The sequence below is a fragment of the Corynebacterium sp. HMSC073B01 genome, from assembly GCF_001838255.1.
Lineage (GTDB): Bacteria > Actinomycetota > Actinomycetes > Mycobacteriales > Mycobacteriaceae > Corynebacterium > Corynebacterium jeikeium_D.
Genome location: NZ_KV836137.1, coordinates 71,824 through 93,887, shown reverse-complemented (window position 1 = coordinate 93,887; position 22,064 = coordinate 71,824). Strand labels below are relative to the sequence as shown.

At 59.2% G+C, this 22,064-nt stretch carries 16 protein-coding genes; 7 read left to right on the top strand and 9 right to left on the bottom strand.

Annotation, left to right across the window (positions count from 1 at the left end; all coding sequences use genetic code 11):
* Positions 1 to 396: 396 nt before the first annotated feature.
* Genes HMPREF2849_RS00925 through HMPREF2849_RS00910 form a run of 4 tightly spaced genes read left to right on the top strand, consistent with a single transcriptional unit; the run spans position 397 to position 5,743 of the window.
* Positions 397 to 2,142 carry a peptide ABC transporter substrate-binding protein gene (locus HMPREF2849_RS00925; protein WP_070862464.1) on the top strand — a complete coding sequence of 582 codons (1,746 nt, stop codon included), beginning with the start codon at positions 397 to 399 and terminating at the stop codon, positions 2,140 to 2,142.
* Between the two features lie 4 nt (positions 2,143 to 2,146).
* Positions 2,147 to 3,073, top strand: a complete 927-nt coding sequence (locus tag HMPREF2849_RS00920; protein ID WP_070862463.1) for an ABC transporter permease — start codon at positions 2,147 to 2,149, stop codon at positions 3,071 to 3,073.
* Entirely contained in the window at positions 3,066 to 4,064 is a 999-nt protein-coding gene (locus HMPREF2849_RS00915; RefSeq protein ID WP_070862462.1) for an ABC transporter permease, read from the top strand. The genes HMPREF2849_RS00920 and HMPREF2849_RS00915 overlap by 8 nt, the downstream gene beginning before the upstream one ends.
* Complete coding sequence (locus HMPREF2849_RS00910) at positions 4,061 to 5,743, top strand: dipeptide ABC transporter ATP-binding protein (protein WP_070862461.1); 1,683 nt, start codon at positions 4,061 to 4,063, stop codon at positions 5,741 to 5,743. The genes HMPREF2849_RS00915 and HMPREF2849_RS00910 overlap by 4 nt, the downstream gene beginning before the upstream one ends.
* 201 nt (positions 5,744 to 5,944) lie before the next feature.
* Here the strand turns inward: HMPREF2849_RS00910 and HMPREF2849_RS00905 are convergent, their stop codons facing one another.
* Together HMPREF2849_RS00905 and HMPREF2849_RS00900 are read right to left on the bottom strand one after the other, a co-directional pair.
* On the bottom strand, positions 5,945 to 6,616 hold the full coding sequence (locus tag HMPREF2849_RS00905) for a YdhK family protein (RefSeq protein WP_083327244.1): 672 nt from the start codon (positions 6,614 to 6,616) through the stop codon (positions 5,945 to 5,947).
* A gap of 76 nt (positions 6,617 to 6,692) precedes the next feature.
* Positions 6,693 to 8,171, bottom strand: a complete 1,479-nt coding sequence (locus HMPREF2849_RS00900; protein WP_070862460.1) for a YeeE/YedE thiosulfate transporter family protein — start codon at positions 8,169 to 8,171, stop codon at positions 6,693 to 6,695.
* A 204-nt stretch (positions 8,172 to 8,375) separates the two neighbouring features.
* On the opposite strand from HMPREF2849_RS00900, the gene HMPREF2849_RS00895 reads away from it, so the two are divergent.
* Entirely contained in the window at positions 8,376 to 9,395 is a 1,020-nt protein-coding gene (locus HMPREF2849_RS00895) for a hypothetical protein (RefSeq protein WP_070862459.1), read from the top strand.
* Here the strand turns inward: HMPREF2849_RS00895 and HMPREF2849_RS00890 are convergent.
* The 3 genes from HMPREF2849_RS00890 to betT form a co-directional block, all read right to left on the bottom strand.
* Positions 9,392 to 10,210 (bottom strand): CDP-alcohol phosphatidyltransferase family protein, encoded by an 819-nt coding sequence (locus HMPREF2849_RS00890; RefSeq protein WP_083327245.1) that lies wholly within the window; start codon positions 10,208 to 10,210, stop codon positions 9,392 to 9,394. The two genes, HMPREF2849_RS00895 and HMPREF2849_RS00890, sit on opposite strands and share 4 nt — an antisense overlap.
* Before the next feature lie 142 nt (positions 10,211 to 10,352).
* Positions 10,353 to 11,921 (bottom strand): aldehyde dehydrogenase family protein, encoded by a 1,569-nt coding sequence (locus HMPREF2849_RS00885; RefSeq protein WP_070862458.1) that lies wholly within the window; start codon positions 11,919 to 11,921, stop codon positions 10,353 to 10,355.
* Positions 11,922 to 14,102 (bottom strand): choline BCCT transporter BetT, encoded by a 2,181-nt coding sequence (gene betT / locus HMPREF2849_RS00880; RefSeq protein WP_049190998.1) that lies wholly within the window; start codon positions 14,100 to 14,102, stop codon positions 11,922 to 11,924.
* A gap of 348 nt (positions 14,103 to 14,450) precedes the next feature.
* Between betT and betA the strand changes: the two genes are divergently transcribed.
* Positions 14,451 to 16,190, top strand: coding sequence for a choline dehydrogenase (gene betA, locus HMPREF2849_RS00875; protein ID WP_016421625.1), 1,740 nt, complete (start codon positions 14,451 to 14,453; stop codon positions 16,188 to 16,190).
* A 111-nt stretch (positions 16,191 to 16,301) separates the two neighbouring features.
* A complete protein-coding gene (locus HMPREF2849_RS00870; RefSeq protein WP_070862457.1) occupies positions 16,302 to 17,408 on the top strand; it encodes an NAD(P)H-dependent flavin oxidoreductase in 1,107 nt (368 codons plus the stop codon).
* 115 nt (positions 17,409 to 17,523) lie between these two features.
* Here HMPREF2849_RS00870 and HMPREF2849_RS00865 read toward each other — a convergent pair whose 3' ends face one another.
* From HMPREF2849_RS00865 to HMPREF2849_RS00850, 4 genes are all read right to left on the bottom strand, one after another.
* Positions 17,524 to 18,720, bottom strand: a complete 1,197-nt coding sequence (locus HMPREF2849_RS00865; RefSeq protein WP_070862456.1) for a globin domain-containing protein — start codon at positions 18,718 to 18,720, stop codon at positions 17,524 to 17,526.
* Positions 18,721 to 18,911: 191 nt separating this feature from the next.
* Positions 18,912 to 19,385: an Rrf2 family transcriptional regulator gene (locus HMPREF2849_RS00860; RefSeq protein WP_070549952.1), complete on the bottom strand. Its 474-nt coding sequence runs from the start codon at positions 19,383 to 19,385 to the stop codon at positions 18,912 to 18,914.
* A 112-nt stretch (positions 19,386 to 19,497) separates the two neighbouring features.
* A complete protein-coding gene (locus HMPREF2849_RS00855; protein ID WP_048734283.1) occupies positions 19,498 to 21,333 on the bottom strand; it encodes a phosphoenolpyruvate carboxykinase (GTP) in 1,836 nt (611 codons plus the stop codon).
* 298 nt (positions 21,334 to 21,631) lie between these two features.
* A complete protein-coding gene (locus HMPREF2849_RS00850) occupies positions 21,632 to 22,057 on the bottom strand; it encodes a DUF6802 family protein (protein WP_070549951.1) in 426 nt (141 codons plus the stop codon).
* Positions 22,058 to 22,064 lie beyond the last annotated feature (7 nt).

Below are 22,064 nucleotides of genomic sequence, written 5' to 3'. Positions count from 1 at the left end.
TGCCAGCTGTGGAGGTGGCATGAGGTGACATAGCTGTCGTGAAGTCGCGGATGGGGCCTGGCTGAGCGCCAGCGTCGCGGAGAGCCAGAGGGCAACCCCTGCGGGGGTGCCAGGATGTTACAACGTTTCACCACTGCACAGGATTAACTCCCCAATCGAGGGTAAAAGACACCGTCAAATAAGGGATGGTTCGCCTGATTAATACTCATATGTTTTTTGGACTTGTAAGGTTAGAGACTGTATTGAACGGTCGTATCCAAACCTTAGAGTCCGTCACAACCAAAGGTTTCACCACCGCCATTGCTAAGCAGCTGGGAGGTGGGTATCTAAGCCATTTGGAGTGAGCCGATCACCAAATTCATATCGCCTATCTGGCAGAATCTAGAAAGGCTCGCGATGCATAGACCCGTTGCCTCCGGCCCCTTCCACACCCGGCAGAAACTCCGGCGGAAGCTCCGACAGCGAGAGAAGTCCCGTGCCACAAAACTGCACGCAACAACGCTCAGCGGAAAAGGAAGGTTCACGCTGCATGTCCGCCAGATCCTGGCGGCTTTGCTGGTAATCGCCTTGCCAGGAGCCACGCTCGCTGCCTGCAGCACTGACCAGCAACAGGTCGGCGCGGGGTTCATTGTGGTCCAGAACTCCGAACCACAGTCGCCGCTGTACACCACTGACACCAATGAAACCGGTGGTGGCGATATCCTCCGCATGCTCTACTCGGGTCTGGTGCGCTACGACACCGACGGCTCGATGATCCTGGATCATGCGGCAGAAATTAAGCCCAACGAGGACTCGACCCATTTCGACATCACGCTGAAACCGGGCTGGACCTTCCACAACGGCGAACCAGTCACCGCGCAGAGCTACATCGATGCCTGGAATTACGCTGCCTACGGACCGAACCTGCAGAAGCAGCAGTCCTTCTTCGCCAACGTGCAGGGTTTTGATGCTGTTTCGGGAGAAAAGGCCACGGAGAAAACACTCTCCGGCCTGAAAAAGGTCGATGACCTGAGGTTCACCGTGGATCTGACCAACCCAGATTCTTCCTTCCCGCTCAGCCTCGGCTATGTCGCGTTTATGCCGCTGCCGAAGGCCGCGTTCGAAGACAAGAAGGCTTTCGGTGAACACCCAATCGGCAATGGACCGTACAAGATGGCCGAAGGCCGCGCTTGGCTGCACAACAACCAGCTAACTGTGGTTCGCAATGATGACTTCGCCGGTGAGCACAAGGCCCGTAACAACGGCCTGGTATACCGCTTCTACTCGGACGTGGACACCGCATATGCAGACCTCCAGGCCGGCCGCCTGGACACGCTGCCACGCACAATTCCACCAACGGCTCTCGCCAGCTTCCAAACCGACTTCCCCGACTCCAGCGCAAACGTCCCGACCTCCTCTTCGCAGTACTTCGCAATTCCGCGAAATCTGCCAGGTTTTTCGGGTGAAGAGGGCAAGCTTCGTCGTCAAGCGATTTCCATGGCGATTGACCGGAAACTAATCACTGAGAAGATTTTCTTCGACACCCGCACCCCGGCGCGCGAGTTCAGCTCGTTGACGCTCGGCGACCTTGACCCGAACGTACCTGGCCAAGAGGTGCTGGAATACAACCCGAAGAAGGCCCGCCAACTGTGGGCCGAAGCCAACAAAATTGCGCCGTTTACCGGCTCGTTCGACATCGCCTACAACGCCGACGGCGGACACCAGCAGTGGGTCGAAGCGGTGACCAACATGATTGGCGAGACCCTCGGCATCGATTCCCACGGCAAGGCCTACCCGACCTTCAAGCAGCTGCGCGATGAAATCTCCAACGAGACCATCACCAGCGGCTACCGCACTGGCTGGGCAGCTGACTACCCATCTGTGGCCAACTACATGCTTCCGCAGTTCGTCACCGGTGGCTCCTCGAATGACAACCACTACTCCAACCCGGAGTTCGACAAGCTGATTCAGGAGGCGGCCTCGGCAAAGAGCGCAGACGATGCCAAGCCAATTTATGTCAAGGCTCAGTCTGTGCTGATGGAGGACCTGCCAGCGATTCCGCTGTGGTACCCCAATGCTTCGGTGGCGTGGAACCCGAAGCTGCGCAATGCCGTAGTGATGTGGGACGGCATCTTGGACTACCCAATGATTGAGAAGGACTAGCACCATGGGTTGGTATATCGGAAAGAGACTCCTACAGATGGTGCCGGTATTCTTCGGTGCCACACTGCTGATTTATGCAATGGTCTTCGCCATGCCAGGCGACCCCATCGCTGCACTGGCTGGCGATAAGCAGCTGCCACCGGAGCAGGTCGCAGCACTGCGCGCTCACTACCACCTGGATGAGCCTTTCCTCGTCCAGTACTGGGAGTACCTCAAGGGCCTGTTCACCCTGGATATGGGCGAGACCTTCTCCGGCCGCTCGGTCGGCGAGGAAATTGCGCTGGCCTTCCCTGTTACGATTCGCCTGGCGCTGATGGCCGTTGCCATTGAGGCCATTTTCGGTATCGGCCTCGGCGTTATTGCCGGTATGCGCAAGGGCGGCTTCTTCGACTCCACCGTTCTGGTGATGTCCCTGCTGGTTATCGCAACTCCGACCTTCGTGCTCGGCTTCGTGGCCCGCTACCTCTTCGGTGTGCGCTGGGAGATTGTCTCCCCCACCGTTGGTAGCGATGCCTCCTTTACCTCCCTGCTGCTGCCGGCATTCGTGCTGGGTCTCGTTTCGGTTGCTTATGTTCTGCGACTGACGCGCTCCGAGGTCTCGTCGGCACGCCATGCTGACTTCGTACGCACTGCCCGCGCCAAGGGCTTGCCAACCTCTGAAGTCACCCGTCGCCACATCTTGCGCAACTCGCTAATTCCCGTTGTGACCTTCATCGGCGCTGATCTCGCGGCTCTGATGGGCGGCGCAATTGTCACCGAGGGCATCTTCAACGTGCCAGGTATCGGTGGCCTGATCTTCCACGCCGTCCAGATTGGTGAAGCTCCCACCGTGGTCAGCATCGTGACCATCCTGGTGGTTATTTACATGTTCGCCAACTTGCTCATCGACTTGCTCTACGCAGTCCTGGATCCGAGGATTCGTTATGCCTAAGCCAGATTCGACGCAGTTAGATTCGACTCAGCCAGAAAAGCAGGCCAACGCCGTGCATACCGGCACCGCACAGTCCGGCACCGCGCAGTCCGGCACCGCGCAGGCGACGAACCCCGACCACAAGCAGTTGCCGGATACCCCACCACTGGGGCTCTGGGGTTCGGCCTGGCAGAACCTGCGTTACCGCCCACTGTTCTGGGTTTCCGCATTCATTATTTTGCTCTCCATCGCAGTGGCCGCATTCCCGTCGCTGTTCACCTCTGTGGACCCGACGGCGGCAAACCTGCGTGACTCGCTGGCCCCAGCCCGCGACGGCCACCCGATGGGCTTCACTCAGCAGGGCTACGACGTCTACGCCCGTGTCATCTACGGTGCCCGCGCCTCGGTCATCGTCGGCATCGGCGTCACCCTTGCCGTGACCGTGGTGGGCATCATCCTCGGTGCCATCGCTGGCTATCTCGGCGGTTGGGTCGACGCGGTGCTCTCCCGCATCACGGACATGTTCTTTGCCATCCCCCTGATTCTCGCCGGCATCGTGCTGATGCAGCTGTTTACCGAACGCACCATTTGGTCCGTGGTCTTCGTGCTCGCTGCTTTCGGCTGGCCGCAGATGGCGCGCGTGGTGCGCTCCTCGGTGATCTCAGTGAAAAACGAGGAATACGTCACCGCCTCCAAGGCGCTCGGTCTGTCCAGCACTGGCATTCTCTTCCGCCATGTGCTGCCGAACTGCCTCGCCCCTGTCATCGTCATGGCCACGACCTCGCTGGGTATTTACATCGTCGCCGAGGCCACGCTGTCCTACTTGGGCATTGGCTTGCCGACGACCACCGTTTCCTGGGGCAACGACATCTCTGTCGCACAGCAGGTGCTCCGCCAGGCCCCGTCCAACCTGTTCTGGCCAGCACTCGCCCTGGCGATTACCGTTCTCGGCTTCATCCTCATGGGTGACGCTTTGAAGGATTCTCTCGACCCGAAGGAGCGTCGTCGATGAGCACCGACACCAATACTTCCGCAGCGCCCATTCTCACCTTGAAGGATGTCTGCATTGGCTTTCCGACGACCACAGCGTCCGGCCGCCGCAGTAAATCGTTGACCGATGTGGTGCATGACGTCAACCTGGAGGTTTTCCCCGGTGAGACGGTCGCCATTGTCGGCGAGTCCGGCTCGGGTAAGTCCACCACTGTCCACGCCGCGCTGGGGCTGTTGCCCGGTGATGGTGAAGTCACCGGTGGCACCATCACCTTCGATGGCCGTGACATCACACACCTGACCGACCGCGAGTTTGTTAGCATCCGCGGCAACGGCATTGGCCTGGTCCCCCAGGATCCGATGACCAACCTCAATCCGGTGTGGACTATCGGTTCCCAGATTAAGGAGGCGCTGCGCGCCAATAACATCGCCACTGGCTCTGAAGCCCACAAAAAGTCGATTGAGCTGCTGGAACAGGCCGGCCTGCCGAATGCTAAAAAGCGCATCGACCAATACCCGCACGAGTTCTCCGGTGGTATGCGCCAGCGCGCACTTATCGCGATGGGCTTGGCCGCGCACCCAAAGCTACTGATTGCCGATGAGCCCACTTCCGCGCTCGACGTGACCGTGGCGAAGAAGATCCTCGACCACCTCGACAAGCTCACTAGCGAACTCGGCACGTCCGTGGTGCTTATTACTCATGACCTCGGTTTGGCTGCCGAGCGCGCTGACCGACTCGTCGTTATGCAAGCAGGACGTGTCGTGGAGACCGGCCCTGCCCTGGAAGTCCTCACTCGCCCGCAGCATCCATACACCAAGCAGCTGATCGCGGCGGCTCCGTCGCTGGCTGCCCGGCGCGGTGATCGCGTGGTGGCGGCGCCGACGACATCGGATGCGGATCAGAAGGAGATTCTGGTCGCGAAGAACTTGGTGCGCGACTTTGCCATCCCCGGCGACCGTCCGTGGCGCAAGGATTCCTTCCGCGCCGTCGATGACATCAGCTTTACGCTGCGCCGCGGTCGCACCATCGGTATCGTGGGCGAGTCCGGTTCCGGCAAGTCCACCGTGGCCAACATGGCGCTGGGGCTACTCGATCCCACCGAGGGCGAAGTGCTTTTCGACGGTAACCGCGTCCAGGGCCGGAATCGTAAAGAAGAGCTGGAACTGCGGCGTCGCATTCAGCCGATTTTCCAGAACCCGTATGCGACGCTGGACCCGATGCGTACAGTGCACTCCTCCATTGAGGAGCCGCTGCGGATTCACAAGATTGGCACCAAGAAGGAACGTGAACAGCGCGTATTCGAGCTGCTCGACCGCGTCGCGCTGCCCGCGGAGATGGGTCGCCGCTTCCCCGGTGAACTGTCGGGTGGTCAGCGACAGCGCGTGGCCGTCGCGCGTGCACTGGCGCTAAACCCTGAAGTTGTGGTCTGTGATGAGGCCGTGTCCGCCCTGGACGTAGTGGTCCAAGCGCAGGTGCTCGAATTGCTCGCTGAGCTGCAGGAAGAGATGGATTTGGCCTACCTCTTTATTACGCATGACCTCGCTGTGGTGCGGCAGGTGGCTGATGAGGTCATCGTGATGGAGCACGGCAAGATGGTTGAGCACCGTCCTACCGACGATCTCTTCGACCACCCGGAGGAGGAGTACACCCAGCGGCTGCTGGACGCCATCCCTGGTGCGTCGTTGGATTTGGATCTGTAGCTGGGCGGTGGCCTGTTTCCCCAGGGCACTTCGCTCCGCCCCCCTTCTGGGCCACTTCACGACACAGGCGTCACCTCGTACCAGCTGTGGAGGTGGCATGAGGTGACATAGGTGTCGTGAAGTGGCTGGGCGATTTTGAGTCGGAGCGGATTGAGCGGGAGAAGAGAGAAAGCTATCCGGAAAGACCGTCCAGACAGCCTGCTAGTCCTCCGGAGCAAGCTCGCTTTCAGTAACCCACTTGTGGTTCTTCATGGTCATGCCATCATCGTCAATATCGACCATGTACACCGGCTCCTGGGTGGAGTAGTCAACAGTGCCCTTGGCCCCCTTCATGCCCGCCATATGCTCGGCGTTGATGGTGATCTCGGAGCCGTCGGCAAGCGGTGCTTCGCCTGGGTTCTCCAGCTCCTCATGAACGACCCAGCGGTGGTCCTTCACCGGCTCACTGCCATCGGTCGGGGTGTAGGAAACGGAGTAGGTTGTGGTGGTGAAAACACCAACAACCTTGCCTTCTGCACCCTTCATGCCCGGCATATGATCGGCGAGAACCTGCACTTCACTGCCGACCGGGAACTTCGCGTTGTCCGCCGCAATCATTCCCTCTGGAGCCGGACCACCATCGGCCGGATGGTCATGGCCGGCCATCGCGTCATCACCATGGTCACCATGACCGCCATGCTCATCGGCATCGTCCATATCATCCATGTCGTCATGGCCCTCAGTGCTGGTGGCCGACACGGAAGAGCTGGTCTCGCTAACAGTGCTGCTTGCCTCAGTACTAGCCGAATCATCGGAGGAGCAACCGGCCAGCACAAGGACGCTGGCGGCACCCGCGACTATGAGAGCATCTAGTGGTCGAATATTCTTTGCCATGGTTGAGCTCCTTTGTTGTTGGTGTCAATCAACCTATGCCCTCACCCTAACAACGCTCTCCCGCCGTCACCATGCCTTACTTCCCGCGGCGGACGGAAATCGTCCAGCCAGCTTCACCGGTCTGCTCAAAGTTGGTGACCTCGTGGCCATCCTTCGCAGCCCAGCGCGGAATCGCATCCGTGGCCTGGGTGCAGTCGAATGGGATCACCAGCTCCTCGCCGACCTCAATCTTGTTGATCGCGTCCTTGGCCTCGATCAGCGGGAAGGGGCACACCGCGCCGACGGTGTCGAGCTCGTAACGCCCATCGCCCAGTGGCTTAAGCTTGCCGTCTTCCTGCTTGACGACGCTCCGGTCGAGCAATGCCACCGGAGCGACAGCAAAGGCACCCGCCAGCGGGGAGGCCTCGGTGCCAGCGGCACCTTCGCTACCCGGCAGGGACACAGGCGAAGTAGCAGTCGAAGTGACCGGAGAAATTGCCGATACCGCCGTGTCGTTGGTGGTGGAAGGGGTGCTCGGGACGTCGTTAAGCGAAGGTGCGGACGGCTTCAGCCAGAGCTTTGCGGCGATAGCGACACCTGCGGCGATGGACGCCAGTGCGAGCCAACCCTGGTAGCTGAACAGCGAGGTCTGAACCATGCCGTTACCGACGGTGCAGCCGCCGGCCCACGCAGCGCCGACACCCATGAAGATGCCGCCGACGACCGAGCGTGCACCCTGGGTGGCGTCCGGGACGCGGAGGCGGAATTCACCGGAGGCCTTGGCCGCGATGAAGGAGCCGACGAGGATGCCGAGGACGAGGAGGACGCCCCAGTCGAAACGCTCGGTGTCACCAGTGACAACGTAGTTGGCGAGGTTGGAGGACGGAGTCGTGATGCCGAGGCCGTCGTTGCGGCCGGTGGCGGCGGACAGCGGCCATGCGATAACGCCAAGTACACCGACGATGGCGGCGGTGGCGTACACGTGCCAGGTCTTTTCAGTCAGAATGTGCGCGAGACCGGACTTGCGCGGCGCCAGAGTGGCCGGGCGCGGACCGGAGAATTCTTCGCGCAGGAAGCGGACAGCGAAGTATGCCGTGACGGCGCTCAGCGCGATGACCAGTGGCCAGATACTAATGCCCAGAGAGGCGTGGATGCTGGTCAGGCCGACGGTGCGGTCCTTCAGGGAATCCTGCAGGCCGTTGAGGAAGCCAGTCTTCATGGCAGCAGCGGATAGGGCGTAAAAGACCAGTGCGATCCAGGAGCCGATCAGGCCCTCACCGGAGCGGTACCAGGTACCCGAGGCGCAGCCACCGGCCAGGACGATACCCAGTCCGAAGATAACGCCACCAATAATGACAGCCAGCGGTGCCAATTCCTTGTATTCGGGAGTAATCACGCCGGCGCTGGTCAGTGCGGCCAGACCGATGGCGTGGACGGAAATAACAATCAGCAGGGCGACAAATCCGCGCCAGCTGCGCTGAGTGAAGATGTCGCGCAAGAAGCCGGTGACGCAGAAGCGTCCTCGCTGCATAACAAAGCCGAGCACGGCACCCAGCGCTAGTCCTGAAATGAGCATGAGAGTGTTTCTCCTAAATCTATGAGCCAGTCCGCCATCAAAGCCATAATGAACAGACCTGTCTATTAGTGGATTAGAAGCTACTCTACACAGCGAAAAAAGTCCAACTTAATGAAGTTTTCACAGGGTAGAACACCTGCCAATAGACAGACCGAACCGTATAGTTGCTGGTGAGAAGCGCAAGTTGTGGCAAGCTAAAACACTATGAGCGCACAGAATTCAGCCCTGGTTGGACACCAGCGACACCAGCGGCTCCTTGCGATGCGCTCGATACTCGACCTTCCTTTTACCCATGCTTTCGCCCTTGACCCTCAGGCGGTCATCGATATTTCCGGCGTGGCCCGCCTCAACGAGCTCAATGCCAAAAATGTCGTGACAATCGACAGCTTGCGTTCACTCGCCCACACCAACACGCAGGACTTTTACGCCATCGATGACGCGGCAGAAGCTCTGGGCACCGCCTTGCGGATGGCAATTTCCTCCCGGCAGCTACTCTGGTTCAGCTCGCTGCCCGAAAGTGATGTGGACAAGGTACAAAACATCCTCGGTAGCGACATCGTTCATGTGGTGGGCCCGGAACTGGCCGTCGATAAGCTCGATGGCAGTACCCTCGAGCTTCCCACTGCGCTGAAACAGCGCGGAGAACCACTGGTGCCCATCGCTATCTCGCCAAGCGAGCTGGTACAGGCCTGGGCACACGGCAGTCGCGTGCAGCAAAAACTGCTCGCTTACCTGCTGGAGGGAACAAATACGCTGGTCATGCAGCAAAAGGATCTGCATGCACTACGCAAAGTCGGGACCAAACTCATCGAGCGCAACCCCGTGTGGCGCCTGCTCTACAACCCGAAAGTGTTGGCCTATCTGGTGGTAATGGTCTACTCTTCGCTCCGCGCGCTACCTGTGGTTTTCGTCCCCGGATTCCATGGCAATGTCTGGGTGCTGTGGAGCATCGACATCATTACCGCTATCCCCTACACCTGGGGAATTGTCGAGATGATCACCGGCCGCTCATTCGGCCGAAGAATGCTGGGGCTCCTGATTACCCTAGTGACTTTCGTCTCGCCTTACGTCTACTTCTGGGCCAATGGGCGCGATTATCCGATGTGGGTCACCATCTTTGTCATCGCGTTAATTGTCGCAGCCTGCGCCGTCGAATACGTCCGCTGGCTGCGCGACCGCGCCATCTCCGCAATCCTGCGCCAACCACCCACCAACTGCCGCTAGCGACCGCTAAGCGAGCGCCGCACGCCGCCAATAATCAGCCAGGCACCGGCGGCGACGTTGACAGCCACAAGCCCGTGGATAGAGGTCATGCTTAACGACGCTACCGCCGTCTCACCTGCGATAAGCATGCCGGTCGAGACAATCCAGATGAACGTTGCGGCAATGTTGGCAATCCGGCCGCGTTCCACGCGGAATAGATGCGTGTAGTGCAGCGGCACCAACGTCATTGCGCTGAAGATAAAAATGGCAGAGATACACACCGCCATGGGCGCGTTCCATACCCACAGCAAGACCGCCACGATATTCCACGCGGCGGGGAAACCAACGAAGTAGTAGTCGCCAGACTTGGCGGCTTCGTTGGCATAGCAGAACATCGACGACACCAGAACCAAAACGATCAGGGCAATCGCCAACGGCCGTGGCCCCAGCGGCAGATACATAACCATGAAAGCCGCGGGTATGGCGGTCCAGGTGAGATAGTCGACGATGTTGTCCACCACTGCGCCGTTAAACCACGGGACGACTTCCTTGATGTGATGCTTACGCGCCATATTGCCGTCGACACCATCGACGACGAGGGCAATGCCCAGCCAGAGCCACATCCAATGTGGGCGGCCCTCCAGCAGTGCGACCGCAGCCAGCGTTGCCCACACCAAACCGGTCAGCGTGAAGGCATGCACAGCCCAGGCGATGACATGCTGGCGCCGGGTGAAGCGGGTAAAGGTCGCGGCGGTGCCGGCAGTATCGGCGCAGGCAGTATCTGGCCCACTGGCGGTACTAGAACTGGCATTGTCGGAGCGGGTAGTAGCGTTCACGGCAGATGTCCTTTAGAAAACACAACGCGCACAACTGCAAACCTTTATCGCAGTTGTGCGCAGAGTCGATTTTTTCAATCGGTGAGTATAACGGCCGATGGGTCGTTTTCCCGTATTATTGCTCGGGCTTGTGCCGAGTTATTTAACGACGATCCTCGAACCAACCGGTAACCGCCGGTGCTGTGTTCTCGTAGACCAGCTTGGCTTCGGTGTACTCCTCCAGGCCGGTCGGGCCCAGCTCACGGCCAATACCGGACTGACCAAAGCCACCCCACTCGGCCTGTGGCAGGTAGGGGCCAAAGTCGTTGATCCAGACGGTACCGTGACGCAGCTCGCGGGAAACGCGCTCAGACACCTCGCGGTTGGATGACCACACCGCACCGGCCAGGCCGTATTCGGTGTCGTTGCCGATCTCGATGGCCTCGTCAACCGTGGTGAAGGTCTCCACCGTCACCACCGGTCCAAAGGCTTCGTCGTGAACGCAGTCCATATCGCGGGTGACCTGGTCAATCACGGTTGGGAGGTAGAAGTAGCCGTCGGCAAGCGAGGCGGAACCATCGGCGGTGGTACCTGCGGCGATCTCGCCGCCTACGCGCACACGAGCGCCCTGCTCACGAGCTCGATCGACGTATGCCGCGACCTTATCCAAGTGCTGCTTCGAAATCAGCGCACCGGTCTCGGCCTTCTCATCGAGTGGACCGCCGAGCTGGATGTGCCCGGCGCGCTCAACCAGATCGTCGACGAACTTCTCGGCGATGGACTCCTCCACAATCAAGCGAGCGCCCGCCGAGCAGACCTGACCGGAGTGCAGGAACGCAGCATTGAGGGCATTGTCCAAAGCGGCTTCGTAGTCAGCGTCGGCGAAGATGATGTTCGGGTTCTTGCCGCCGAGCTCAAGCGCAACCTTCTTCACGGACTTAGCCGCTTCACCAGCAATAATCTTGCCAGTGACAAGACCGCCAGTGAAGGAGACCATGTCCACCTTCGGATGCGAGGACAGCGGTGCGCCCGCTTCGGCACCGGCTCCGGTAATGAGGTTGGCAACGCCCGCCGGAACACCCAGATCATCGATGACGTGCATGAGCAGAATTGCTGTGTGCGGAGTCAGCTCCGCCGGCTTGAGCACAAAGGTATTGCCCGTGGCCAGCGCCGGTGCGACCTTCCATGCGGTCTGCAGCAGTGGGTAGTTCCACGGCGTAATCAGACCACAGACACCGACGGGCTCACGCACAATACGCGCGACGACGGACGGGTCATCCGCATCCACGAGACGACCGGCATCATTGCCCGCGAGCTTCCCGAAGTACTCAAAGCAGGCGATGATGTCATCCATATCGGCTGCCGCCTCAGGCAGGCGCTTGCCGGTATCCATAGCCTCTGCCCAGGCAAATTCGTCCTTGCGCTGCCTGATGGCAGCACCGATATCGAGTACCAACTTGCTGCGCTCAGCTGTGCTCCAGGATGCCCAGGAACCTTCTCCGGTACGTCGGAAAGCAGCGTCGGCGGCGGCGATGGCACGCTCGGTGTCGGTTGCGTCTGCTTCTGCGACCTCGGCGATGAAAGAGCCGTCGGCCGGGCACTCGATGGTGCGAGTGTTGCCAGCGGCTGCAGCGGACCAGGTGCCGTTGATAAACAGCGTGGCGGCCCCTTCGTGAGATTTGGCGGTCTCGGGTGCGAGAGCCTTATCAGTAGTGGAAGGCTTAAAGGTCATTTAGGAATCCTCCTTGGCGTAGTCATCAGACCATTCGCGGACAGGTTCGGCATTATCGGACAGATCTGAGGTGCCCGGGAGATCAGACTGCATATGCAGGAACTCCAAGTGCCGTTCGTAGAGGTCGAGGACGTCGGAAATCAGCTGCTCTTGGGTGTAGCCATAGACGTCGTAGCCGAGCGAGCCGGTAAGCGTGAAGACCTCGAGACGGTAGTAGTAAATATCAGCATCACTGTCCAGGTGTACCAGGCCAGCGAAAGACGGCGTCAAGTGTTCAACCGGATAGACCTGGTAGCGGAAGCTCATCTCCTCGCCGAAACCGACCTGCAGGTCAATCTGGTCGATGCCAACTTCTTCAGCAGGTTCACGGTGCAGCGTCACTTCGCCGCCACGGTCCCTGATAGCTTCTGCCACCTGTTCAAGCGCGGGCTGTACCACTCGGTCGAGGTAGCGCATGACTGGCTTCTTGCCCGGGAAGGACATGGAGCGGGCAAGTCGCTTACGCCAGTCGCCCTGTTCGCCATCTACGGCGCGGCCCGACATCGCCCCATGGAGGGCTCGACGTGTCGAATCCTGTTGCAGCAGCTCCAGTCGCAGCGACTTAAAGAGGCCATACATCACCAGATAGATGACAAAGGCGAACGGCAGGCCCATCACAATCGTCGCGGACTGCAGTGTCGGAATACCACCGACGTAGAGCATCGCGATGGTCAGCACACCGACCACGACAGCCCAGAAAATACGGGTCCACTTCTTACCGTCCTGCTGTGTGTCGGTGATCTTCGAAGTGAAGTTACTCATCACCAGTGCTGCCGAGTCAGCCGAGGTGATGTAGAGCAGCAGACCGATCAGGGAGGCGACTGCCGCCACCAACATCGGTGCCGGGTACTGCTCTAGCAGAAGGTAGAAGGCGCGCTCCGGGTAATCCAATGCAGTCTGCCCAAACTCCGAATCGCCACCGATAACCAGGTCCAGAGCCGAGTTACCGAACACCGATACCCACATCAGAACGAAGAGGAATGGAATGGTCAGCGTGCCGACGACAAACTGACGCAGACTACGGCCACGGGAAATGCGAGCCAGGAACAAACCGACGAACGGTGCCCAGGCCACCCACCAAGCCCAGAAGAACAGGGTCCAGGAGTTCAACCATTCCTGCGCTCCGGAGAACGCGTAGGTATCCATAGTCATGGACGGGAACTTCGAGACGTACTCACCGACGTTCATCACCAGTGCGTCAAACAGGAACGCGGTGCGGCCGGTAACCAGGATGTAGAGCATCAAGCAGATGGCCAGGCCAACGTTGAGCTCCGAGAGACGACGAATTCCCTTGTCGACACCGGAAACTGCGGAGGCGATAGCCACCGATACGGCCACGACGATTAGAGCGATCTGCCAGGACGTACTCTCATCCACCCCGAACAGCACACGCAGGCCGTAATTCAGCTGGACGACGCCGATACCCAGCGAGGTTGCGACACCGAAAACGGTACCCAGCATCGCCGCGATTTCGACCGCTTCACCAGCGGGGCCGTGGATGCGCTTGCCGATAATCGGATAGAGCGCCGAACGAATGGTCAGCGGCATGTTCAGGCGATACGCGAAGTAGCCGAATGCCATACCCATCAGGGCGTAGAGTGCCCAACCGGTCACGCCATAGTGGAAGAGCGTGAACACCACTGCCTGACGTGCAGCTTCGATGGTCTCCGCGTCTCCGGTCGGCGGGCCATAAAACTGTGCCACCGGCTCCGCTACCGAGAAGAAGAGCAGGTCAATGCCGATACCCGCCGCAAAGAGCATAGAGGCCCAGGAGAACAGACCAAACTGAGGCTTGGCGTGATCGGGGCCGAGCTTAATCTGTCCCGTTCGCGAGATAGCGACGTAGAGCATGAAGAGCACTGCCACCGTCGCGGTCACAATATAGAACCAGCCGAAGTTCTTCGATACCCAGGCGACAATGCCAGCTAGGGTGTCCGCTGCATTGTCCGGGGCAAAAATAGCCCACAGGGCAATGGCAAGAATGCCAACACCTGAAATAATAAATACAGGCCAGTTGACCTCAGGCTCGGAGGTCACACTCGCTTGCGCTTGTTGTGGAGGGGCCGACTGCGATCGCTGCATTCCTTGCGACGATCCAGATTTTTCCTCCGTTACCTTCTCAGTTGGCGGAGTATCAGACATAGGAAAATCCTTCAGATTCGGGAACTAACCCAGCATACCTAGTTTGAATAATCCCTCAAGTTTAAGAATCGATTCAGAAGAATTCTCCAATACCAACATCAACACCTTCACCTGCATATTTACCCAGTTTTCAAGACGTTTAAAATCATTCCAACTGGAATTGAATACCAATTGTGTGGCATTCTATATAGGTGAAGGGGATTTGAGATACGCCTCCGGCCACTTATTCCAATATCAATATATAGGGCCCGCCTTTAAATATTACTTGGGGCTTATCGGGGCTTATCACAGTCCTTGAAAACCATTCCGATATACATCGGCAAACAACCTACGGAGGTACACCAGAACATGGGAGCTTTCCCGGCTGTCTTCAACTTCGGTAAAAAGAATGGCAACACCACAGTCGAACACCGCGACGTCGTCATCGTTGGCGCGGGCTCTGCCGGCTCTGTGCTGGCTAACCGGCTGTCCGCAGACCACACTCAGCAGGTGCTCGTACTCGAGGCCGGCCGCATGGACTCCCTCTGGGATCTCTACATTCACATGCCTTCGGCGTTCTCCTTCCCAATCGGTAACAAGTACTACGACTGGAAGTACGAATCCGAGCCAGAACCGGAGATGAACGGTCGCCGCATCTACCACGCCCGCGGCAAGGTCGTCGGCGGCTCCTCCTCCATCAACGGCCAAATTTACCAGCGCGGTAACCCCATGGACTACGACAAGTGGGGCGACACCAAGGGGCTGGAGAACTGGGGCTGGAACCACGTTCTGCCGTACTTCAAGCGCATGGAAAATGCGCTCGGCTCCGACAAGGACGACCCGCGCCGTGGCCACGACGGGCCGCTGCGCATGAAGCGCGGTCCGGCCGATTCTCCGCTGTTCAAGGCCTTCTTCAGGTCTGTTCAGCAGGCCGGCTACAACTACACGCCGGACGTCAACGGCTACCGCCAGGAGGGCTTCGGTCCCTTCGACGCGAACATCGACAAGGGCCGTCGCCTCTCCGCTGCCCGCGCATACCTGCACCCAGCCCTGCAGCGTCCAAACCTGGAGCTTCGCACCCGCGCAGAAGCCACCCGCATCCTCTTCGAGGGAACCAAGGCCGTCGGCGTGGAGTACACCTGGAAGGGTCGTACACACCAGGTGCGAGCAGACAAGGTCATCCTCTGCGGTGGCGCTTTCAACTCTCCGCAGCTGCTCGAGGTCTCCGGCGTTGGCGATGAGAAGATTCTGAATGCCGCCGGAGTGAACGTCGTCAAGCACCTGCCTGGTGTCGGCGAAAACCTGCAGGACCACCTGGAGGTCTACATTCAGTACAACGCCACCCAGCCGGTGTCTTCACAGCCGTACCTGGAGAAGTGGCGTTGGCCGTTCATTGGCCTGTGGTGGCTGCTCACCCACAAGGGCCCGGTGGCAACGTCGCACTTCGAGGGTGGCGGTTTCGCGCGCTCCAACGACAACGAGCCCTACCCGAACCTGATGTTCCACTTCCTGCCGCTGGCCATGCGTTACGACGGCACGAAGATCGATAGCCCGCACGGTTTCCAGTTCCACGTTGGTCCGATGTACTCGGATGCCCGTGGCCATGTCCACATCACCTCCTCGGACATCAAGGTCAAGCCGTCGATCCTGTTCAACTACCTGTCCACTGATCAGGACCGCCGTGAATGGGTCGAGGCTGTGAAGGTCTCCCGTAAGCTGCTGGACACTCCGGCAATGAAGGAGTACACCGACGGCGAGATTTCCCCGGGTGCAGATGTGCAGACCGACGAGGAAATCCTCGAGTGGGTCCGCAAGGATGCCGAGACCGCACTGCACCCATCCTGCACCTGCAAGATGGGCCCGGCCTCCGACGAGATGGCCGTGGTCGATCCGGAGACCATGCAGGTCCACGGCACCGAGGGCCTCTACGTGGTTGACGCTTCGGTCATGCCGGGCATCACCAACGGCAATATCTACGCACCGACTATGATGATTGCCGAAAAGGCCGCTGACCTCATCGCCGGCAAGACCCCGCTGGCACCGCAGGACATTCCGTTCTACCGCGCTGGCCAGGGTATGCCGCTGGATCCGCCGGAGAGCACCAAGTAGTTCTTGAGTTCTTGAGGCGGTAGCGCGGCGTCTATTGCGCAACGTCGTTCGTCGGCATTGGCCGGGTTCTCCCACGCGGGGGAATCCGGCCTTAGTGTTACTCTCGCCCCTATGAGCAGTACAACCTCGCAGACACTCGAAAACCTCCGACGCTCATCAATCATTTTGGCGCCGATGGCCGGTGGCCCATCCACGCCCGAACTCGTCGCTGCCGTTTCCAATGCTGGCGGGGTTGGCACCCTTGCCGCCGGATATCTCACTGTCGAAAAGCTCACTGAACAAGCACGGAAGACGTGCGCACTGCTTGACGACGGCAAAGGTTTCGGCATCAACCTCTTCTGCCCCAACACTGCTGACGCCGGTATCGGAACCTCAGAGGAGGAACTTGCTCAGTGGACCGCTTTTCGTAATCGTCTGGCGCCGGCCGCTGCCCACTTCGACATCGACTTGCCTGACACTCCGACCTGGTCAGATGACTACTTCTCGGCGAAAGTCGAGGCAATTCTCGCTGATGACTTTCTGCCCAATCCCGATGCCCTGAAGTTCGTCTCCTTTACCTTTGGCTATCCAGATAAAGAGGTCATTGCTCGGGTAAAGGAATCAGGCCGCAAAGTGATTTTGAATGCGACCTCAATTGAGGGTGTACAGGCGGCGGCGAAGGCTGGCGCTGATCGCATTGTCCTGCAGGGACTAGCTGCGGGTGGGCACCGCGCATTTGTGAAGGGGAAGGATTCGTCCGACAGCATTGGGGCCTCTGTGGAAGAGCTCGCCCAAGCAGTCACCGAAGCATGTGCAGTTACCAATGTTCCCATCATCGCCGCTGGTGGGGTGGGTAACCGAGAGGACGTCGTCAAGCTTGTGGAAGCCGGCGCGGTGGCTGTGCAAGCTGGCACACGGTTCCTCACCACCGCGGAGGCGGGTACGAAGGAGACGCACCGACGGGCACTGCGTGATTTGGTGGGGCGTGACACCGTTTTGACTCATGCTTTTTCCGGCAAGCCAGCGCGTGCCATCGAGAACACGTTTACCCGGGAGTTTTCTAGGGTCGCGCCGGAGCTTTACCCGCAACTGCACTACTTGACCACACCGCTTCGCGGCGCGGCGAATAAGGCCGTCGATCCCGAGTATCTCAATTTGTGGGCAGGTATTGCGTTTGCGCAGTGCACGAATCAATATGCGGCGGATGTTGTTGCGGAGCTTTCCGGCTTGGCCGAGTAATACGAAGCCGCCGATGCTACAAACTGCAAAATGACCAGCCCCGGACATATATCGCGGCTGGTCATTTGGCTTTATTTGTGACGACGACTTTTATGGCGACGGCGCGGTTGTGGCGTTAAGCGTCTAGCAGCCAATCGTTCGGGCTGAACAGCTCGAAGTGAACGTTATCGCGAGCAACACCGCGATCGGCGAGCTGCTGGCGAATGGCCTGCAGGAAGCCGTTGCCACCACAGAGGTAGAACTGAGCGCCCTCCGGCAGCTCCGCATCCGCCAGATTCATCAAATCCGGCTCGTACCACACCTGCTGGCGAGCATTGGTCAGAGCGGCGACAGCATTGTCACGCTCTGCGCGCAGGGCATCTGCGGTTTCTGCACGGTCCGCGTGGAGGACGACAACATCTCGCTTAGAGTCGCCAGCCACCAGGGCATCCAACATGCCGATCATGGGAGTGGCACCAATACCTGCGGAAATGAGCACCACCGGGTCATCGGACTTGGTGTCCAACACCAGGTCGCCTGCAGGCAGAGAGATCTCGATGGCATCGCCCGGCTGCACCTTTTCCCACAGCTGTGTGGAAACTTCGCCAGCCGGCAGGTCCTCGGAGGCATCGACACGACGAACCGCGAAGGTCAGAACACCTTCCTCGCCGCCGACCAGAGAGTATTGCCGTAGCTGGCCGGCGCCGTCCGGCATGGTCTGGCGCACAGAGATGTACTGTCCTGGGAGGTAGGAAACGGGGGTTTCGTCGTCAAGCTTGACGGAGAACACTGCGACGTCATCACCGCGCTCTTCACGGGAGACGACGTGAGCGGCGCGGAAGACATCGCCTGCTTCGACACCGAGGTCGTCATAGAGCCCCTTCTCGAAGTTGATGAGAACACGCTCCATCTCCAGGTAGACGGCATCCCACGCATCGCGGACAGCTCCCTGAAAGACCTCTGGGGTGAGGATTTCCTCGATGGCATCGAAGAGGTGCTTGTGTACGATTGGGTACTGCTCCGGCTTGATACCAACGGAGATGTGCTTGTGGCCGATGCGGGAAAGCAGTTCTTCCGGGGCGGGAGCATCTGGGTCGACCAGGGTAGCTGCGAAGGTAGCGACGGATGCCGCCAGCGCCTTCTGCTGAGCACCCTGCTTCTGGTTGCCGCGGTTGAAGGTATCGGCAATGAGCTCCGGGTGAGCAGCGAACATCCGGTTATAGAAGTTCGGCGTGATTTTCTCGATGTTGGCACCGACAACGGGCAGGGTTTGGGTGATGACTTCAGCCTGCTCTGGGGTCAGGCCGTTCTTGTTGACATTCAGGTTTGGCATGACTTCACAATAACACCATATTGCGCATTCCGTTTGCGTATTATCACCCAATGGTGTCCCTAACTACTCTATGCGGTTGAGTTTTACCCGTCTTGAACTGCACAAATGGCAATGTCGAAAACTTCACCAGAAAACTTCGACAGCACCATTTTTAGCTTTTTCAACCCGCGGTCAGGCCTTCAGCTCTGCACCTAAACCGGACGAATATTGAGCTGGGTACTCCCCTGCGGACCGCCTCCCTCGGGGCGATTGGCATCCACACCATTAGCCGATTTGGGCGGAATGAGATCAGCAATCAACACTGGATCCAGTGCGGCAAAGAACGCCTCCTGCGCAGCCGCTAACTTGCCACGCAACAGGCACGTCGGCAGTAATGGGCAGTCAGTGCCGACACAATCGACGACCTCGTTGTTTTCCAAAGTGCGCAGCAGCTTGCCGACGGATTTTTCCGTAGCCGACTCGCGCAGATAGATGCCACCATTGCGCCCCTTGACCGCCTCCAAGAAGCCGAGCTCCACAAGTCGTGAGACAACCTTGGAAACATGCGCGCGAGACGCATTGAGAGACTCCGCCACCTCGGCAGCGGTGTACTTGCGCCCCGGCTCCCCCATCGCCATCAAAGTGATGACACGCAGGCTCAAATCAGAGAAAAGCGTTAATTGCATTGCGTGTCACCCTTCATCGTTGTACTGCACAAACCACCCCCTTGCCAGCCACTTCGGGCAACAAGGGGGTGGTTCTATGTTCTAGCTTTTAGCAAGGCTAGCTAGCAAGATCTTAGTCCTGCAGGCTCTTCTCGATACGAGCCTTCAGAGCCTCGAACTCGTCCCAGACTTCCTGCGGAACGCGGTCGCCGAGGAACTTCAGCCACTCCTCGTTGTCCGGCAGGTCACCCTGCCACTTAGCAGCCGGTGCCTTCAGGGCTTCCTTGACATCTTCAAAGTCGATGTCCAGGCCAGTCAGGTCCAGGTCCTCTGCCTTAGCGGTGTGACCAACAACGGTCTCCTTGGCGCCAACACGGCCCTCAATGCGGTCGATGATCCACTTGAGAACGCGAGAGTTGTCACCGAAGCCCGGCCACAGGAAGCGGCCGTCTTCGCCACGGCGGAACCAGTTGACCAGGAAGACCTCTGGCATCTTGTCGCCGCCCTTGGCGCCCATGTCGATCCAGTGCTGCAGGTAGTCACCGACGTTGTAGCCAATGAACGGCAGCATTGCCATCGGGTCGTGACGCAGGGAACCGACCTTGGCCTCAGCGGAAGCAGCGGTCTGGCCGGAAGCCAGGGTTGCACCGATGAAGGTTGCGTGGTTCCAGGACAGTGCCTGGGTCACCAGCGGCACAGTGTCCGGGCGGCGGCCACCGAACAGGATGGCGTCAATCGGAACACCCTGCGGGTCGTCGTACTCCGGTGCGGCGACCGGGCACTGCGAAATCGGGGTGCAGTAACGGGAGTTCGGGTGCGAGGACAGCTCGTCGGAATCCGGAGTCCAGTCATTGCCCTTCCAGTCAATGAGGTGATCCGGCTTGCCTTCCATGCCTTCCCACCAGACGTCACCATCGTCGGTCAGTGCGACGTTGGTGAACAGGGTGTTACCGGCCTCCATGGTCTTCATGGCGTTCGGGTTGGAGGAGTAGTTGGTGCCCGGCGCAACACCGAAGAAGCCGTTCTCCGGGTTAACAGCGTACAGGCGACCGTCCTCACCGAACTTCAGCCATGCAATGTCGTCGCCGACGACCTCGGCCTTCCAGCCCTCGATGGTCGGAGTCAGCATAGCCAGGTTGGTCTTACCACATGCAGACGGGAATGCAGCGGCGATGTGGTAGGCCTTGCCCTCCGGATTAGTGAGCTTCAGGATGAGCATGTGCTCAGCCATCCAGCCCTCTTCCTTAGCCATGACCGAAGCGATACGCAGTGCGTAGCACTTCTTGGCCAGGATGGCGTTTCCGCCGTAGCCGGAACCGTAGGACCAAATCTCCTTGGTCTCCGGGAACTGGGTGATGTACTTCTCATCGTTGCACGGCCATGCAACGTCCTCCTGGCCCTCCTCCAGCGGAGCGCCAACGGAGTGCAGAGCGTGGACGAAGTCTCCGTCCGGGCCAATCTTGTCCAGGGCATCCTGACCCATGCGGGTCATGATTCGCATGGAGAGAACCACGTACTCCGAGTCGGTCAGCTGAACACCCAGCTTTGGCTCCGGGTCGGTGATCGGACCCATGCAGAACGGAACGGCGAACATGGTGCGGCCCTTCATGGAACCGCGGTAGTGCTCGGTCATTTCCTTCTTCAGCTCGACCGGATCCGCCCAGTTGTTGGTCGGGCCAGCGTCCTCTTCCTTTTCAGAAGCGATGAACGTGCGGGACTCCACACGAGCAACGTCCTTCGGGTTAGAGCGGGCAAGGAAAGAGTTCGGGCGCTTTTCCTCATTCAGCTTGATAAGAGTTCCCTTATCAACCAGGTCCTGGGTAAGGCGGTTCCACTCTTCTTCCGAGCCATCAGCAAAGACAACCTTGTCTGGCTGGGTCAGTTCTACGACCTCAGCAATCCAGCGCAGCAGTTCGGCGTTCTCGGTCGGGGCCTGGCCCTCGAGACCAGGAATAGAAGGTGCGGACATCAGTTCTCCTGACTCATTGATTCGCGTCTTAATTTAAGGCTACCTGGGGATACCGAAAGTTGCCGGGCCCCACATCGACAATCTGCTCGTTCCCGCATTTGCAAGCCGTGACATCACAGCTTTACAACAAATAATTTTCCTCGCCCCATTCTTGCGACCTGTTCATTTACGGCCATAACCAGTGAATAAGGCCAGCCTCACCACATAAATTTACAACCATTAGCCCTTTGGGTGCAGTTACCCCCATTTGTAAGCAACCGAGACACGGGTACCCCCGCGCACCGTGGTTCCAAAGTCGTTAGTCCCAGCTGCCCCGAGCGGATTGCTCCCATGAGTACGCATCCCACTTCCCCGCGGCTGATGCCGGTTCCACTGCTGCTTCGCCCATCGCGTCAGCAGCCCTCACATCATCACTGCTCCAAGACTCCCAAGTGCCGTCAAAACGGACCGTCGTAACGTGATCCACCGTGCCGTCACCGTCCAGATCTGAATAGATTGACAACCCGGAATCGTCGGCAAGCGTAATTGACCCCTCGTCGTCGCCGAGGTCGTAGAGCTGCCCATCGACCTCCACAACCAGCCCGGCGCCACCAACGTCCACCGACTGCCCATCAATCGGTGTCGCCGCCTCCAAACCACACGGCGTAGCGGGCGAACGCGCCTCCACCCCGCCATCGGACGCGGGTTGATCGGAAAAGTACTGCAGTAAAGAAAACTCATCCATCGTGATA